This window comes from Streptomyces sp. NPDC030798 (assembly GCF_055572275.1).
The window spans coordinates 564,644-580,107 of sequence record NZ_JBVIDR010000001.1 but is presented as its reverse complement, the minus strand read 5'-3'; the positions used below and the strand labels follow the sequence as shown (position 1 = coordinate 580,107).

Here is a 15,464-nt window from a genome sequence, read left to right as displayed (position 1 = left end):
GATGAGGGTATGACCCTGTTCGTCGGCACCTCGGGGTGGCAGTACAAGGACTGGCGGGACCTGGTGTATCCGGCCGGGGTCCCGGCGCGGCTGTGGCTGGAGGAGTACACCCGGTTCTTCGCGACGGTGGAGATCAACAACGCCTTCTACCGGCTGCCGTCGTACGACACCTTCGCCGCGTGGCGTGTGCGGGTGCCGCCGGACTTCGTGGTCGCGGTCAAGGCCAGCCGCTATCTGACCCACATCAAGCGGCTGAAGGACCCCGAGGAGCCGGTGCACCGGCTGATGACCCACGCGGCGGGCCTGGGCGACCGGCTGGGCCCGGTCCTGCTCCAGCTCCCGCCGACCCTGCGCGCCGACCCGTCCCTGCTGGACGCCTGCCTGGCCCGTTTCCCCGCGGGGACGCGGGTGGCGGTCGAGCCGCGCCACGACTCCTGGTGGATCCCCCAGGTGCGGGACGTGCTGTCGTCCCGGGGAGCGGCCCTGTGCTGGGCGGACGTCCAGGCCCGCCCGGTCACCCCGCTGTGGCGCACGGCGCCCTGGGGCTACGTCCGCTTCCACCAGGGCCGGGCCCAGCCGTGGCCGCGCTACGGCCGGCGCAGTCTGGAGACGTGGGTGGACCGCATCGCGACGACGTGGTCCGACGCGGAGGACGTGTACGCGTACTTCAACAACGACCCCGGGGGCGCGGCGGTGCGGGACGCGGTGACCTTCGCCCGGGCGGCACGCAAGGCCGGCCGCACGGTGACGCGGACACCGGAGCCCGTGGCACACCGGTGACCCGGGCCCGGCGACACCGGCATGATCCGCCGGACAGGTCCTACGAGCCGTACGCCGCCCGCAGGGCGTCGCGCACCGCGGCCAGCGCCTCCTCCTCCGCCAGCCCCAGCCGCCGCACCCGCTCGGCGTACGCCTGCGCGGCCAGCGACGCCTCCCGCTCCGCGGCCGAGCCCGCGGCGGCCACGAAGGTGCCGTTGCGTCCCCGTGTCTCGATGACCCCGTCGCCCTCCAGCGCCCGGTACGCCTTGGCCACCGTGTTCACCGCGAGCCCCAGCGACTCGGCCAGTCCGCGCACGGTCGGCAGCCGGTACCCCACCGGCAGCGCCCCGGACCGCGCCTGCTCGGAAATCTGCGCCCGCACCTGCTCGTACGGCGGCGCGCTGTCATCGATGTGGATCTTCAGGCTCACAGCGCCGATTGTCCCGCACGCGGAGGAAAATGAGAGGCACCCCCGGCACGACTGCCCGTACGGTGCCTCCCCATGACCGTGATCGTGCGCGACCTCCGCCCCGACGTCCCGGCCGACACCGAGGGCTACGCCCGGGTGCGCCATCTCGCCCTGCCGTACATCCTGTTCACCCCCGACTCGATCCGGCACTTCCTCGTGCACAGTCACCCCGACGCCCGCACCCGGCTGCTCGTCGCGGAGGAGGACGGCGAGGTGATCGGCGCCGCCGGGGCGTCGCTGGTGCAGGACAGTCCGGAGCCGGGCCAGGGGACCCTCAACGTCTATGTGCGCCCGGGCCGGACCGGGCGCGGCGCCGGCCGGCTGCTCGTCCGGGCCGGGGAGGAGCACCTCGCCACCGTCGGCGCGACGAAGCTGTACACCTGGGTCCTCGACGAGCCCGCCAACCGGACCTTCGCCGAGCGGCACGGCTACTCCAGGGGCCGGCCCGCCCACTTCCTCCGGCTCGACCTGGCGAACGGCGCTCTCCCGCCGCTCCCGGAGGTGCCGCGGGGCGTCGAGCTGCGCACCGCCGCCGACTTCGCGGACGACCCGCGCCCGCTGTTCGCACTGGACGCGGAGACGGTGTCGGACGAACCCGGCATGATCCCGACCCGGTTCACGGACTACGACGCCTGGCTGGAGCAGAACTGGCGGCACCCGCTGCTGAGCCGCGAGCTGACCACGGCCGTGGTCGTCGACGGCCGACCGGTCGCCTTCACCGTGGCCTACACCGACGGCGCCACCAGATACTCCACGGCGATGACCGGTACCGCCCGCGCCCACCGCGGCCGGGGTCTGGCCAAGCTCGCCAAGATCCACTCCCTGCACCGGGCCCGCGAGGCCGGCATCACCGAGGCCTTCACGGGCAACGACGCCGGCAACGACCCGATGATCGCGGTCAACAAGTGGCTCGGCTACGAGATCTGCGCCACGGAGGTGCGCTATGTCCGCGAACTCGGCTGACCGGGTGGAGGTGGTACTGGTCAAGGGCGGCCGTACGAAGATCCGTTACCCGGCGGAGCTGCTGTCCGACGACGGTGTCCGCGTCTCGGTGCGCGCACCGTGGGCGGGCGGGGGCGTGCGCGACTTCGGGTTCGTGCGCTTCGAACCCGGTGACGTGTTCACCGAGCACTACTGGCGGGACCGCTGGTACTCGGTGAAGGAGGTCCGGGCCGCGGACGGCACCGTCAAGGGCTGGTACTGCGACGTCACCCGGCCCGCCGTGCGGTCCGGCAGCGAGCTGGTCGTCGAGGACCTCGACCTGGACCTGTGGCGCTCCGGCGACGGCACGGACGTACGCCGCCTGGACGAGGACGAGTTCGCCGAGAGCGGGCTGGCGGAGCGGGATCCGGGGGCAGCGTCCGCCGCGCTGGCCGCCCTGGACGAGCTGGAGGCGCTGGCCCGCGGGGGCGGCTTCGACGCGTTGCTGCCGTGACGGTGTGCTCACACGGTCGCCAGCACCGCGTACCGCTCGTCGGTCACGGTCTTCCCCCACAGCGCGGGGTCGTCGGACAGGGGCTCCACGCGCACCCGCGCGGCCACCGGTTCCAGCAGGGCCGTGAGCCGGGCGGCGGGTATGCCGACCGGGGTGAGCGCGCCCCACACGCCTTCGACCAGCACGAACCGGCCCTCGGGTCGCAGCAGGGCCCGCCAGTGCCGCAGGACGCGCGCGGGGTCGGGCAGCGCCCACAGGACGTGCCGGACGAGGACGACGTCGTAGCGCTGCTCCCCCACCGGAGGGGCGGCGGCGTCGCCGTGCAGGACCACGGCGTTGCGTCCGGCGAGCTTGGCGCGCGCCCGCTCCACCATGGCCGGGGAGCCGTCGACCCCGGTCACCCGGTGTCCCTGCTCGGCCGCGAGGAGCGACAGGCTGCCGGTGCCGCAGCCGAGGTCGAGCACGTCGGCGGGGCGCTCGGGCAGCCAGCCCCGGAGCCTGACGGCCCAGGCGGCCCGCACCTCGGGGTCGCGCAGGCCGTGGTCCGGCTCGTCGTCGAACGCGGCGGCCTCGGCGTCCCAGTCCACCCCGGCACGCTGCGCACCCGTGGTCCCACTCTGTTTCGTCATACCCGAAGAGTGACACCCGCCACTGACAATCCGGCACCGATGAGGAACTCTCGCCGAAAGTGTCTACCCCCGTGACATCGCGGATACCCGGTAGGCACCGAAGGAGGCAGCCATGCGCCGTGTGACCGTGCAGAAGCCCCTGAAGAGGACTGACGGCCGCCGCGTCCGCGAAGACGCGGAGCAGCAGGCCCCCACGGCGCGCCCCGAGGTGCGCAAGGACATCGCCCGCACCTGGTGGCCCGACGGCTGACGCCCGGCGAGCCCTCAGTCCAGCATCTTGCGGTAGTGAATGCGGTCGTACGGCCCGTCGACCCGGCGTTCGACGACTTCATAGCCGTACTTCGGATAGATCTCCTGGTTCTCCCACATCATCGCGTTCGTGTAGAGCCTGACCTCGCCGAGTCCCAGCGTCCGCGCGTGCGCGTCGACGAAGTGCAGCAGCCGTCGCCCCACGCCCCGTCCATGGGCGCCGGGGTGGACGGCGATGCTGTGGAGCAGCAGATGGCCGGGGAACGCCTCGACGACCACCAGCCCGGTCACGGGCTCCCCGGTGACGAACACCTTTCCGGCGGCCACGTCCGCCGCGTGGTCGGCCCGCATGGGCTGCGGCACCACGCCGATGCGCTCGATGTAGTGCTGGTAGGCCGCGTCGGTCACGGCCTTCACGGCGGGTACGTCGGCCGCGCCGGCCGGCCGGATGCGTGCGTGCGTCATGCGGCGCACGGTACCTACCTGAGCGCAGCCTCAGCACTCCCTTAACGGCACCATAAGGATCTCCGCAAGCCGCCCTCAGCAGGCGATCCCACGGTTTCTTGGGGCTAGCTTCGAATCGCCCCCACGGGATCAGCCCCTGTCGAGAGACCGCTGCGAGGAGTCCCCCATGCCCGCACGCCGCCAGGCCGCCGCCGTCGCCGTCGCCGCCCTCGGCCTCACCGCGCTCGCCGCCGTGCCCGCGTCCGCGCACGGTTCGATGGGCGACCCGGTCAGCCGGGTCGCGCAGTGCTACGCGGAGGGCCCGGAGCATCCGGAGTCGGCGGCGTGCAGGGCCGCCGTGGCGGCCGGCGGCACGCAGGCGCTGTACGACTGGAACGGCATCCGGATCGGCGACGCCGCCGGGCGGCACCGGCAGCTGATACCGGACGGCAAGCTGTGCAGCGCCGGCAACGAGGAGTTCAAGGGGCTGGACCTGGCCCGTGCCGACTGGCCGGCGACGCGGGTGCGCGGCGGGTCGTACACCTTCAAGTACCGCGTGACCGCCCCGCACAAGGGCACCTTCAAGGTCTATCTGACCAAGCCCGGTTACGACCCGGCGAAGCCGACGGCCTGGGCGGATCTGGACCTGGCGCATCCGGTCGCGACGGCCACGGACCCGGTCGCCTCAGGCGGCTTCTCCACGTTCTCCGGCACCCTGCCCGAGCGTACGGGCCGGCAGTTGCTGTACGCGGTCTGGCAGCGCTCGGACAGCCCGGAGGCGTTCTACTCCTGCTCCGACGTCGACTTCGGCGGCGGCAGCGGATCCTCGACGCCCGCCCCGAGCGCGTCGGCGCCCTCGGACCGGCAGATCGAGGCCGGTGCCGGCCGGTCGGCGGTCGGGCACCACGGGCACGGGGGCGGCGAGACGAGCACCTCGCCGAAGCCCGCCACGGCGGCCCCGGCCAACCGGCCCGAGGCGGACGGCACTGCGGCGAACCTCGCCGAGACCGGGGCCTCCTCCGGCGCCTCGTACGCCGCGGTCGGCGGCGCGGCGGCGCTGGCGCTGGGTTCGGCGGCGCTGTTCTGGTCGGTGCGGCGGCGGGCGACGGGCCGTCGCTGACCGGCGCCGCCCCCCGAGACGGGCGGGGGGGGGGGGGGGGGGGGGGGGGGGGGGGGGGCGGGGGGGGGGGGGGGGGAGGGGGGGGGGGGGGGGGGGGGGGGGGGGGGGGGGGGGGGGGGGGGGGGGGGGGGGTGGGGAGAAGAAGGACACGGGGGGGGGGGCCCCCCCCCCCCCCCCCCCCCCCCCCCCCCCCCCCGCCCCCGTCTCAGCCCTCGCCGAGCACCTTCTCCAGCGCGTCCAGTGCCGAGCGCAGCTCCTCCGCCGTGATGGTCAGCGGGGGAGCGAGCCGGATCGTGGAGCCATGGGTGTCCTTGACCAGGATCCCCTCCCGCATCAGCCGCTCGCTGATCTCGCGGCCGGTGCCGAGGGCCGGGTCGACGTCGACGCCCGCCCACAACCCGCGCGCCCGGAACCCGGTCACGCCCTTGCCGACCAGGTCGGCCAGACCACCCCGCAGGACGAGCCCCAGCTCGGCGGCCCGGCGCTGGAACTCCCCGGTCTCCAGCAGTTCGACCACGGCCGTGCCCACCGCCGCCGCCAGCGGGTTGCCGCCGAAGGTGGAGCCGTGCTCGCCCGGGTGCAGCACGCCCAGCACCTCGCGCCGGGCCACCACCGCCGACACCGGCACGATGCCGCCGCCCAGCGCCTTGCCGAGCAGCAGCATGTCCGGGACGACGTCCTCGTGCTCAACCGCCAGGGTCCGGCCGGTGCGGCCGAGGCCCGACTGGATCTCGTCCGCGATGAACAGACAGCCCTTGCGCCGGGTCAGCTCCCGGACCCCGGTCAGATAGCCCTCGTCCGGGATGATCACCCCGGCCTCGCCCTGGATGGGCTCGATCAGCACGGCCGCCGTCGTCTCGTCGACCGCCTCCTCCAGCGCGGCCAGGTCGTTGTACGGCACGATCCGGAAGCCGGGTGTGAAGGGGCCGAAGCCGGCCCGGGCCGTCTCGTCGGTGGAGAAGCTGACGATGGTCGTCGTACGGCCGTGGAAGTTGTCCGCCGCGACGACGATCGTCGCCCGGTCGGCGGGGACACCCTTGACGTCGTACGCCCACTTGCGGGCGACCTTGATGCCGCTCTCCACCGCCTCCGCGCCGGTGTTCATCGGCAGCACCATGTCCAGTCCGGTCAGCTCCGCGAGCCGCTCGGCGAACGAGGCGAGCCGGTCGTTGTGGAAGGCGCGCGAGGTCAGCGTGAGCTGGTCGAGCTGGCGGTGCGCGGCCTCGATCAGCGCCGGGTGCCGGTGGCCGAAGTTCAGGGCCGAGTAGCCCGCGAGCATGTCCAGGTAGCGGCGGCCCTCGACGTCCTCCACCCAGGTGCCCTCGGCCCGGGCGACGACCACGGGCAGGGGGTGGTAGTTGTGCGCGAGGACCGGCTCCTCCGCCCGGATCAGGTCGGCGGACGTACGCGTGCGCGCGGTTGCACGGGTGGGCGCGGTCATCAGCGGATCTCCTGGGTGCAGCACTTGATGCCACCGCCGGCCTTGTGGAACTCCGACAGGTCGACGGGGACGGGGACATAACCATGGTCGGCCAGACGTGCGGCCAGCGCCTCGGCCCGCGGCGCGATGAAGACGTGCCGGCCGTCGGACACGGAGTTCAGGCCGAAGGCCATCGCGTCGTCGCGGGTGGCGAGCACCGCGTCCGGGTACAGCCGCCGGAGCACCTCGCGGCTGCCCGGGGAGAAGGCCTCGGGGTAGTAGACGATGTTGTCGTCGTCGAGGACGAACAGCGCCGTGTCCAGGTGGTAGAAGTACGGGTCCACCAGGCTCAGGCCGATCACCGGATGGCCGAAGAACTCCTGCGCCTCCCGATGGGCCTCACGGGTGGTGCGGAACCCGGTGCCGGCCAGCACGTACCGGCCGGTCCACACCAGGTCGCCCTCGCCCTCGGTCACCGACTCGGGGCGGTGGACGTCGTACCCGGCCGCCTTGAACCAGGTGTCGTAGTGGACCGACTCGGGGCGCCGTTCGGGCGCGTGGAACAGGGAGCCGAAGACCCGGCCGTCGACCACGCAGGCCGCGTTCGCGGCGAAGACCATGTCGGGCAGCCCGGGCACGGGCTCGACCGCGTCGACGGTGTGCCCGTGGGCGCGGTAGGCACGGATCAGCTCCTGCCACTGCTCCTGGGCGAGGTCCACGTCGACCGGACGGTCGGGGTGCATCCAGGGATTGATCGCGTACTGCACGGCGAAGTGTCTGGGTTCGCAGACGAGGAAGCGCCGAAGGCGCGGCACACGTGTTTCGGACACAGAGGGTTTCCTCCGCTTTCCTGTGTGTCACTGAGGGGTGACACAAAGGTAAGAAGCGACGCCGACGGACGACAAGGAACGAAGACTGCGCACATCCGCAGCATCGCTGCGTCTTCTCCCGCCCTCACGCACGAGTGCTGCGCATGGTGCGGCTCACTCCGGTGCCGCGTGGGTGGCACCGGCTTCCGGGCTTTCCGGGAGGAGGTGGGACAGCACCATCACGCTGATCGTCTTCCGGATGAACGGCTCGGTGCGGATCCGCTCCAGCACCTCCTCGAAGTGCTCCACGTCCCGGGCCCGTACGTGCAGCAACGCGTCCGCGCCGCCGGTCACCGTCATGGCCGCCGTGATCTCCGGGTGGTTGCGCACGACCTCCGCCAGGCGCCGCGGCGGGGCGGCGCCCTCGCAGTACACCTCGACGTACGCCTCCGTGCGCCAGCCGAGGGCGGAGGGCTGCACGGTGGCCGTGAACCCGGTGATGACCCCGGTCTCCCGGAGCCGGTCCACGCGTCGTTTGACCGCCGTGGAGGACAGCCCGACGGCCCCGCCGATCTCGGCGAAGCTGGTCCTGGCGTTCGCCATCAGCGCGGTGATGATCTTCCGGTCGAGGTCGTCGAAGGACGCGGCCCTGCTGTTCATGCGGGCACTGTAATCAGCCACGCCCGCCGCGGCGGCTCTAGGACTGGGTGACCACCAGTGCGAGGGTCAGCAGTCCCAGCACCACCCAGCCGAACCACAGCCAGCCGTTGCTGCCGAGTGCGACCGTGTAGGCCGTCACGAGGACGAGCCCGCCGAAGGTCATCGCCCCCATCGCCTTGGTGGCACCGTTCGTGGAACCGCTGGAACCGGGCATCGCGACACCCTCCTCATGGTCCGTCGCAGACCATGGTGCCCCGATTACGGCCCCGAGGGCATACCCCGGGCCACACCCCTCGCGGATGCCTCAGCTCTCGCGCGCGTTGAGCGAGGCCAGGTAGGCGTTGTACGCCTCCAGCTCCTTGTCGCCGTCCCGGTCGGCGGCGCGGTCCAGGCGCTTGGCCTGGCGCTGCTCGGAGCCGTACCACTGGAAGAGCAGCGCGATCAGCACCAGCACGGACGGGACCTCGCTGAACGCCCAGGCGATGCCGCCGGCCGCGTTCTGGTCGGAGAGCGCGTCGATGCCGAGGGAGGCCGGCGGATGCGTGAAGGTCTCCACCATCGGCGTGGACGCCATCATCAGCGCGATGCCGAAGAACGCGTGGAACGGCATGCCCGCGAACAGCTCCAGCATCCGCATCAGATACCCCGGGCGGTGCGGGCCGGGGTCGACGCCGATGATCGGCCAGAAGAAGACGACACCCACGGCCAGGAAGTGCACCATCATCGCGATGTGCCCGGTCTTCGACCCCATCAGGAAGTCGAACAGCGGGGTGAAGTACAGCCCGTACAGGCTCGCGATGAACAGCGGGATGGTGAACGCCGGATGCGTGATGACGCGCAGGTACCGGCTGTGCAGCAGCGCCAGCAGCAGCTCACGCGGACCCCTGCGCCCCCGGCCGGCCGTCGGCAGGGCGCGCAGCGCCAGGGTGACCGGGGCGCCGAGCAGGATGAGGATCGGCGACAGCATGCTGATGATCATGTGCTGCACCATGTGCACGCTGAACATGACCATGCCGTAGTCGTTCAGCGCGGTGCACATCACCAGGGCGATGGTCAGCACTCCGACGACGTACGACACCGTCCGCGCCACCGGCCAGGCGTCCCCGCGCCGCCGCAGCCGTACGACCCCCCAGCCGTAGAGCCCGAGGCCCAGCAGGCAGGCGACCAGGAAAAACGGGTCCGCCGACCACTCGAGCCCTCGCCCCAGCGTGAACGGCGGCAGATCCATCATCATGCCGTGCCCGCTGTGATCCATCGCCGGCTCCTGATTCGTGGGGGTTGTGCGGTTTCTGTCCGCACTCAGGGTACGGCCGACCCCGGGCACCCTCGTGACCGGGGTCGGCCGCAACACCCTCAGGGGGGCGGGGAACTGCGCCGGCTACAGCACGCACTCCGCCTCGTCGTAGCGCTCCACCGGAACCGTCTTCAGCGTCTCGACCGCCTCCGCCAGCGACACCATGACGATGTCGGTCCCGCGCAGCGCCGTCATCCGGCCGAACTCGCCCCGGTGCACCGCCTCCACCGCGTGCCAGCCGAAGCGGGTGGCCAGCACCCTGTCGTACGCGGTCGGCGTGCCGCCACGCTGCACGTGCCCGAGGATGACCGGGCGGGCCTCCTTGCCGAGCCGCTGTTCGAGCTCGATGGACAGCTGCCGCGCGATCCCCGCGAAGCGCTCGTGGCCGTAGATGTCCTTGCCGCCCTCGTCGAACTCCATCGAACCGGCGCGCGGCTTGGCCCCCTCCGCGGCGACCACGATCGCGAACCGCTTGCCCGCCGCGAACCGCTCGCCGACCTTCTTCGTCAGCTCGTCGATGTCGAACGGCCGCTCCGGGACGACGATGGCGTGCGCGCCGGCCGCCATGCCGGAGTGCAGCGCGATCCAGCCCGTGTGGCGGCCCATGACCTCCACGATCAGCACCCGCTGGTGCGACTCGGCGGTGGTCTTCAGCCGGTCCAGCGCCTCGGTGGCGACACCGACCGCCGTGTCGAAGCCGAAGGTGACGTCCGTGACCGCGATGTCGTTGTCGATGGTCTTGGGCACGCCCACGATCGGCAGCCCGTTGTCCGACAGCAGCCGGGCGGCCTTCAGGGTGCCCTCACCGCCGATCGGGATGATCGCGTCGAGCCCGAGCTCCTCGACATGGCCCTTGGCCCGCTCCACGCCGTCCCGCAGATGTTCGGGACGGACCCGGGAGGAGCCGAGGATGGTGCCGCCGCGCGCGAGGATGCCGCCCACGGCGTCCAGGTCGAGCTTCAGATAGTCGCACTCCAGGAGGCCCTTCCAGCCGTCCCGGAAGCCGATGACCTCGTCACCGTGGTCGGCGACGGCACGGTGCACGACGGACCGGATGACGGCGTTCAGGCCGGGGCAGTCGCCGCCTGACGTGAGGACACCAATGCGCATAGCCCGAAATACCTTCTCAACGTGGGCCGGGAAACCGGACCACGTCGTCCGGCGGATTCCCGGTCACCCTACCGGCGTGAGGGGGTGGCTCCGTAGCGGGCGTCCGCCTGCTGGACGCGCCCGCACATGTGAGCGGACGCGCCGTCAGGCGGGCCCGGAACCACCGTGCCGGAACACGCTGAGTCCTTGCTGAAGTCTTGCTCTCGCGCCGCTTACGCGGGCTGCTGCGCGGCCGCGATGCGTTCGGTGCGCAGCGCCTCGTACCAGCGGTCGTCGATCGGCGGCAGCGCGTTGACGTCGAGTGCCAGCTTCAGCAGCAGGTCGGCGATCTGCGGGTTGCGGGCCAGCACCGGTCCGTGCATGTACGTACCGAAGACCGTCCCGTTGTACGCGCCCTCCGTGCCGTCCCCGGTGCCGTTGCCACGGCCGATCTGGACCCGGGCGAACGGGCGGGCCGTCGAGCCGAGGTGGGTGACGCCCTGGTGGTTCTCGAAGCCGGTCAGCTGGGGCAGCCCGAGCTGCGGGTCGATGTCCGCGAGCACGTCGCCGACGCACCGCTCGCCCTCGCCGCGCACCGACACCACGTCGAGCAGCCCGAGGCCGGGCTCGCGCTGGCCGAGGTCGTTGATGAACTCGTGCCCGAGGATCTGGTAGCCGGCGCAGACGGAGAAGACGATCGCGCCGTTCTCCACGGCGCGGTGCAGATGCCCGTCGCGGCGCAGCCGCTCGGCCGCGAGCCGCTGCGGCCGGTCCTCGCCGCCGCCGATCAGGTAGATGTCACCGGAGGTCGGGATCGGCTGGTCGCTGCGCACGTCGAGCCGGGCCACGTCCAGTCCGCGCTGCCGGGCCCGGCGCTCCACGACGAGCGCGTTGCCCTGGTCGCCGTAGGTGCTCAGCAGGTCCGGGTAGATCCACACCAGCCGCAGTTGGTTGTCGCTCATGAGGTGATCGCCCTTCGAGGATCAGAAGATCAGTTGCCGACGCGGCGGCGCAGGTCCTGGAACGCGGTGTAGTTCGCGATGACCTCGATCCGGCCGGCCGGGCACATCTGCACGGCCTGGTCGAGGGTGTCGCAGACCTGGAAGTGCTGGTTCGCGACCTCCAGCCGGACGGCGAGGTCCAGCTTGCGGTCACCGATCACGAAGATCGGGTGACCGGTCAGCCGCGTGTAGTCGACGTCCCACAGCCAGGAGGTGTCGGTGCCGTCGGCACCGCGCGCGTTAACGGAGAGGATCACCGGGGCCGGCGGCGGGTCGATCAGGGAGAAGGTCTCCAGCCAGCCGGCCGGGTTCTTGGCCAGCAGAAGTCTGAGGTCGCGCCCCTGGAACTGGACGACGTCGTACCGCCCCGCCACGGCCTGCACCTGGTACATCCGCTCCAGGGCGACCTGCGGCGGCACCCCGAAGACGGCGGCCACGGCCGCCGAGCTGGCCGCGTTCGCCTTGTTGGCGCGGCCCGGGAGCTGCAGGTGGATCGGCCAGGCGGACCCGTGCGGGTCGAGCACGTGATCGCCCGAGAGCGCCCAGCTCGGCGTCGGCCGGCGGAAGCCGCACTCGCCGCAGAACCAGTCGTCGCCCGGGCGCTGCATCACGCCACCGCAGGACGGGCAGGACCAGGCGTCGTCCTTCCACATCTGCCCGGCCGCGACCCAGATCACGTTGGGGGAGGAGGAGGCGGCCCACACCACCAGCGGGTCGTCGCAGTTGGCGACGACCACGGCCTTCGATCCGGCGAGGCCCTCGCGCCAGTTCTCGGCGAGCATGCGGGTCTCGGCGGCGCGGTCGAGCTGGTCGCGGGAGAGGTTCAGCAGGGCGATGCACTTCGGGCTGGTGTCCCGGGCCACCCCGGCCAGGTACTTCTCGTCCACCTCGATGACGCCGAACTTCGCCTCCGAGCCGCCCGCGAGCGCCGAGGTGATGCCGGCCGGCATGTTGGCGCCGAGCGCGTTGGACACGACCGGGCCCGCGGCGCGCAGCGCCTCCGCGATGAGCCGGGTGGTCGTGGTCTTGCCGTTGGTCGCCGACACCAGGACGACGTCCAGGTTCTGGGCGAGCCGGGCGAGCAGGTCGGGGTCGAGTTTCAGTGCGACCCGGCCACCGATCACCGACCCGCTGCCGCGCCCTGCGGCGCGCGATGCCGCAGCGACCGCCTTGCCCGCGGTCACGGCCAGCTTGGCCCGCGGCGTGAGCGGGTCCGAGTTGCCTGCCATCAGTTCTCGATCCTCCTTGCGTACGCGCCGCGCCTGAGCCATCCGGCAACGTGGTGTGGACCTCAGCCTATCGAGATCCATTCGCACACCCGAATCCCGGCCCACGCCTGCGCGGCGGGCGTGGGCCGAGGGAACCGTACCCTTGCCGCCATGCGACACGGTTCCATTCCGGGCGCCCGCGGGCGAGTCCGGCCTCTCACCCTGCTCGGTGACCCCGTCCTGCGCGAGCCCTGCCGGGACGTCACCGACTTCGGCCCCGAACTGGCGGAGTTGGTGGAGGATTTGTTCGCGACCATGTACGCGGCCCAGGGGGTGGGCCTGGCAGCGAACCAGATCGGGTCCGCTTTGCGGGTGTTCGTCTACGACTGTCCGGACGACGAGGAGGTCCGCCACCTCGGGCACGTGGTGAATCCGCGGCTCGTGGAGGCCGACGGCGTGGTGATCCGCGGTCCGGAGGGCTGCCTGTCCCTGCCGGGCCTGGAGGCCGGCACGGAGCGGTACGACCGCGCGGTGGTCGAGGGGTTCACGGCGGCGGGGGAGCCGGTCACCGTGCACGGCACCGGCTTCTTCGCCAGATGTCTGCAGCACGAGTGCGATCATCTGGAGGGCAAGCTGTACGTCGACCACGTGACGGGCCGGCGTCACCGCCGACTGCTGAGGCAGATCGACCGGGCCTCCTGGCACCGGGCGGGCCGCGCCACCTGAAGGGGTGCGGCGCAGTGCCTGAGGTGCCGCTCCGCCACGCGGGTGCGCTCAGCCTCCCGCACCCGCGGCCGGGCGAACGGCCGTCAGAACCCGGGACCCCCCATCCTGTCCCCGGCGGCGGCGAGCCGGCCCCACAGCAGATCCGCCAGTGAGCGCACCAACTCGGCCCGGGTGCAGGGCCGTTCCCCGAGCCACCAGTCGCCGGCCGCGTGCATCATCCCGACGATGCCATGTCCCCACACCCGCGCCAGCTGCTGACTCCCCGGCCCCAGGTCGAGCCGCTCCTCGATGACCTGCGCCAGCTCCTCGCCCATCCGCCGCAGCAGCGGAGCCGAGTGCTTGCCGACGTCGAACCCCTGGTCGCCGCCCGTGCTGCCCTCCGCCGGGTGCATCAGGAACCGGTACACCTGAGGCCGCGCCTCGATCGCCGCGAGGTAGGTGTCCAGCGTGGCCTCGACCCGCTCGCGCCGGTCGGCGGGCGCGTCCAGCGCAGCCCGCAGCGAGTCCAGGAGCGCGTCCGTGTGCCGCTTGGCCAAAGCCGCGTAAAGCCCGCCCTTGTCGCCGAAGTGGCGGTAAAGGATCGGCTTCGTGATGCCCGCCTCCGCCGCGATCGCGTTCATCGACGCCTGGGGGCCGTCGCGCAGCACCACCCGGTCGGCGGCCTCCAGCAGCTCACGCCGTCGGCGGTCGGCGGACCGCTGCTGATCGGTCCGCTGTGTGGTGTCCATGTGCTCTCCCCACCCGTGCTGATTCGGTGACGCCAGCGCAAACTAACACTGTCCTCGCCCCTGACATCGAACGGGATGCCGAGGCGTCATCAGGAGTTGACTTTTCCTACTGGTCAGTAACAGACTCGGGTTACCGCTAGTAACACTGTACGTATCGCCGCTGGAGGGGTCATGGCCGAGTTCACCATGGAGCTGAACGACGAGCAGAAGGAAGTCCGGGACTGGCTCCATGGCTTCGCCGCAGACGTCATCCGCCCCGCCGCCGCCGAATGGGACGAGCGTGAGGAGACTCCCTGGCCGGTCATCCAGGAGGCCGCGAAGGTCGGCATCTACTCCCTCGACTTCTACGCGCAGCAGTACTTCGACCCCACCGGCCTCGGCATCCCGATGGCCATGGAGGAGCTGTTCTGGGGCGACGCGGGCATCGCCCTGTCCATTGTGGGCACCGGCCTGGCCGCCGTGGGCGTTCTCGCCAACGGAACCGAGGAACAGATCGGCACCTGGATCCCGCAGATGTACGGCGACCAGAACGACGTCAAGGTCGCGGCCTTCTGCTCCTCCGAGCCCGACGCCGGCTCCGACGTCGCCTCCATGCGCACCCACGCGGTCTACGACGAGGCCAAGGACGAGTGGGTGATCAACGGCACGAAGACCTGGGCGACCAACGGCGGCATCGCCAACGTCCACGTCGTCGTGGCCGTCGTCGACCCGGAACTGGGCTCCAAGGGCCACGCCTCCTTCATCGTCCCGCCGGGCACGCCGGGCCTGGCCCAGGGGCAGAAGTTCAAGAAGCACGGCATCCGCGCCTCCCACACCGCCGAGGTCGTCCTCGACAACGTCCGCGTCCCCGGCTCGTGCCTGCTCGGCGGCAAGGAGAAGCTGGACGAGCGGCTCGCCCGGGCCCGCGAGCGCGCGAAGGCGGGCGGTGAGCGGGTGAAGAACGCGGCGATGGCGACCTTCGAGGCGTCGCGGCCGGCCGTCGGCGCCATGGCGGTGGGCACCGCCCGGGCCGCCTACGAGGTCGCCCTCGACTACGCCAGGACCCGGGAGCAGTTCGGGCGGCCGATCATCGACAACCAGGGCGTCGCCTTCCAGCTCGCGGACATGCGGACGCAGATCGACGCGGCGCGGCTGCTGGTGTGGCGGGCGTCGTGGATGGCGGTCAACGGAAAGCCGTTCACCGCGGCCGAGGGGTCGATGTCGAAGCTGTTCGCCAGCGAGACGGCGAAGAAGGTGACCGCGCAGGCGATCCAGATCCTCGGCGGCAACGGCTACACGCGGGAGTATCCCGTCGAGCGGATGCACCGGGACGCCGCCATTTACACGATCTTCGAGGGGACGAGCGAGATCCAGCGCCTGGTGATCGCGCGGACCCTGTCGGGGATGCCGATCCGGTAGCGCCGTGGGGGCGAGGGGCGCGCGGC

General features: G+C 72.0%; 19 protein-coding genes. 7 read left to right on the top strand and 12 right to left on the bottom strand.

From position 1 onward, the window contains the following. The first annotated feature begins 9 nt into the window (after positions 1-9). Complete coding sequence (locus ACZ404_RS02660; RefSeq protein WP_468435446.1) at positions 10-780, top strand: DUF72 domain-containing protein; 771 nt, start codon at positions 10-12, stop codon at positions 778-780. A 40-nt stretch (positions 781-820) separates the two neighbouring features. On the opposite strand, the gene ACZ404_RS02655 is transcribed toward ACZ404_RS02660, so the two are convergent. Further along, positions 821-1,189, bottom strand: a complete 369-nt coding sequence (locus ACZ404_RS02655; RefSeq protein WP_468435445.1) for a GntR family transcriptional regulator — start codon at positions 1,187-1,189, stop codon at positions 821-823. A 72-nt stretch (positions 1,190-1,261) separates the two neighbouring features. Here ACZ404_RS02655 and ACZ404_RS02650 point away from each other — a divergent pair, with 72 nt between their 5' ends. Together ACZ404_RS02650 and ACZ404_RS02645 are read left to right on the top strand one after the other, a co-directional pair. Then, a complete protein-coding gene (locus ACZ404_RS02650) occupies positions 1,262-2,191 on the top strand; it encodes a GNAT family N-acetyltransferase (protein WP_468435444.1) in 930 nt (309 codons plus the stop codon). Then, the gene (locus ACZ404_RS02645; RefSeq protein ID WP_468435443.1) at positions 2,172-2,663 is read left to right on the top strand and encodes a ribonuclease FAU-1 family protein; all 492 of its coding nucleotides are present in this window, start codon (positions 2,172-2,174) and stop codon (positions 2,661-2,663) included. Before ACZ404_RS02650 ends, ACZ404_RS02645 begins: the two co-directional genes overlap by 20 nt. 8 nt (positions 2,664-2,671) lie before the next feature. Here ACZ404_RS02645 and ACZ404_RS02640 read toward each other — a convergent pair whose 3' ends face one another. Beyond that, positions 2,672-3,292: a class I SAM-dependent methyltransferase gene (locus ACZ404_RS02640; protein WP_468435442.1), complete on the bottom strand. Its 621-nt coding sequence runs from the start codon at positions 3,290-3,292 to the stop codon at positions 2,672-2,674. Between the two features lie 112 nt (positions 3,293-3,404). Here ACZ404_RS02640 and ACZ404_RS02635 point away from each other — a divergent pair, with 112 nt between their 5' ends. Continuing rightward, a complete protein-coding gene (locus tag ACZ404_RS02635; RefSeq protein WP_468435441.1) occupies positions 3,405-3,542 on the top strand; it encodes a hypothetical protein in 138 nt (45 codons plus the stop codon). A gap of 14 nt (positions 3,543-3,556) precedes the next feature. Here the strand turns inward: ACZ404_RS02635 and ACZ404_RS02630 are convergent, their stop codons facing one another. Next, complete coding sequence (locus ACZ404_RS02630; protein ID WP_468435440.1) at positions 3,557-4,006, bottom strand: GNAT family N-acetyltransferase; 450 nt, start codon at positions 4,004-4,006, stop codon at positions 3,557-3,559. A 166-nt stretch (positions 4,007-4,172) separates the two neighbouring features. Between ACZ404_RS02630 and ACZ404_RS02625 the strand changes: the two genes are divergently transcribed. Then, entirely contained in the window at positions 4,173-5,105 is a 933-nt protein-coding gene (locus tag ACZ404_RS02625) for a lytic polysaccharide monooxygenase auxiliary activity family 9 protein (RefSeq protein WP_468435439.1), read from the top strand. 205 nt (positions 5,106-5,310) lie between these two features. On the opposite strand, the gene rocD is transcribed toward ACZ404_RS02625, so the two are convergent. The 8 genes from rocD to ACZ404_RS02585 all read right to left on the bottom strand — a co-directional run bounded on the left by rocD (position 5,311) and on the right by ACZ404_RS02585 (position 12,607). Beyond that, positions 5,311-6,546 carry an ornithine--oxo-acid transaminase gene (rocD, locus tag ACZ404_RS02620; RefSeq protein WP_468435438.1) on the bottom strand — a complete coding sequence of 412 codons (1,236 nt, stop codon included), beginning with the start codon at positions 6,544-6,546 and terminating at the stop codon, positions 5,311-5,313. Further along, positions 6,546-7,355, bottom strand: coding sequence for a dimethylargininase (gene ddaH / locus ACZ404_RS02615; protein WP_468435437.1), 810 nt, complete (start codon positions 7,353-7,355; stop codon positions 6,546-6,548). Before ddaH ends, rocD begins: the two co-directional genes overlap by 1 nt. 153 nt (positions 7,356-7,508) lie before the next feature. Continuing rightward, positions 7,509-7,994 carry an Lrp/AsnC family transcriptional regulator gene (locus ACZ404_RS02610; protein ID WP_468435436.1) on the bottom strand — a complete coding sequence of 162 codons (486 nt, stop codon included), beginning with the start codon at positions 7,992-7,994 and terminating at the stop codon, positions 7,509-7,511. 37 nt (positions 7,995-8,031) lie between these two features. Continuing rightward, positions 8,032-8,208 (bottom strand): hypothetical protein, encoded by a 177-nt coding sequence (locus tag ACZ404_RS02605; protein ID WP_468435435.1) that lies wholly within the window; start codon positions 8,206-8,208, stop codon positions 8,032-8,034. Positions 8,209-8,298: 90 nt separating this feature from the next. Beyond that, on the bottom strand, positions 8,299-9,249 hold the full coding sequence (locus tag ACZ404_RS02600; protein ID WP_468435434.1) for a cytochrome c oxidase assembly protein: 951 nt from the start codon (positions 9,247-9,249) through the stop codon (positions 8,299-8,301). 123 nt (positions 9,250-9,372) lie between these two features. After that, on the bottom strand, positions 9,373-10,398 hold the full coding sequence (locus ACZ404_RS02595) for a 6-phosphofructokinase (RefSeq protein WP_468435433.1): 1,026 nt from the start codon (positions 10,396-10,398) through the stop codon (positions 9,373-9,375). Between the two features lie 212 nt (positions 10,399-10,610). Then, positions 10,611-11,339, bottom strand: a complete 729-nt coding sequence (locus ACZ404_RS02590; protein WP_468435432.1) for a type 1 glutamine amidotransferase — start codon at positions 11,337-11,339, stop codon at positions 10,611-10,613. Positions 11,340-11,368: 29 nt separating this feature from the next. Continuing rightward, positions 11,369-12,607: a DUF1727 domain-containing protein gene (locus ACZ404_RS02585; protein WP_468435431.1), complete on the bottom strand. Its 1,239-nt coding sequence runs from the start codon at positions 12,605-12,607 to the stop codon at positions 11,369-11,371. Positions 12,608-12,757: 150 nt separating this feature from the next. Here ACZ404_RS02585 and def point away from each other — a divergent pair, with 150 nt between their 5' ends. Beyond that, positions 12,758-13,312 carry a peptide deformylase gene (gene def, locus ACZ404_RS02580; RefSeq protein ID WP_468435430.1) on the top strand — a complete coding sequence of 185 codons (555 nt, stop codon included), beginning with the start codon at positions 12,758-12,760 and terminating at the stop codon, positions 13,310-13,312. A gap of 83 nt (positions 13,313-13,395) precedes the next feature. Here the strand turns inward: def and ACZ404_RS02575 are convergent, their stop codons facing one another. Continuing rightward, complete coding sequence (locus tag ACZ404_RS02575) at positions 13,396-14,040, bottom strand: TetR/AcrR family transcriptional regulator (RefSeq protein ID WP_468435429.1); 645 nt, start codon at positions 14,038-14,040, stop codon at positions 13,396-13,398. A 171-nt stretch (positions 14,041-14,211) separates the two neighbouring features. Between ACZ404_RS02575 and ACZ404_RS02570 the strand changes: the two genes are divergently transcribed. After that, positions 14,212-15,438 (top strand): acyl-CoA dehydrogenase family protein, encoded by a 1,227-nt coding sequence (locus tag ACZ404_RS02570; RefSeq protein ID WP_468435428.1) that lies wholly within the window; start codon positions 14,212-14,214, stop codon positions 15,436-15,438. Positions 15,439-15,464 lie beyond the last annotated feature (26 nt).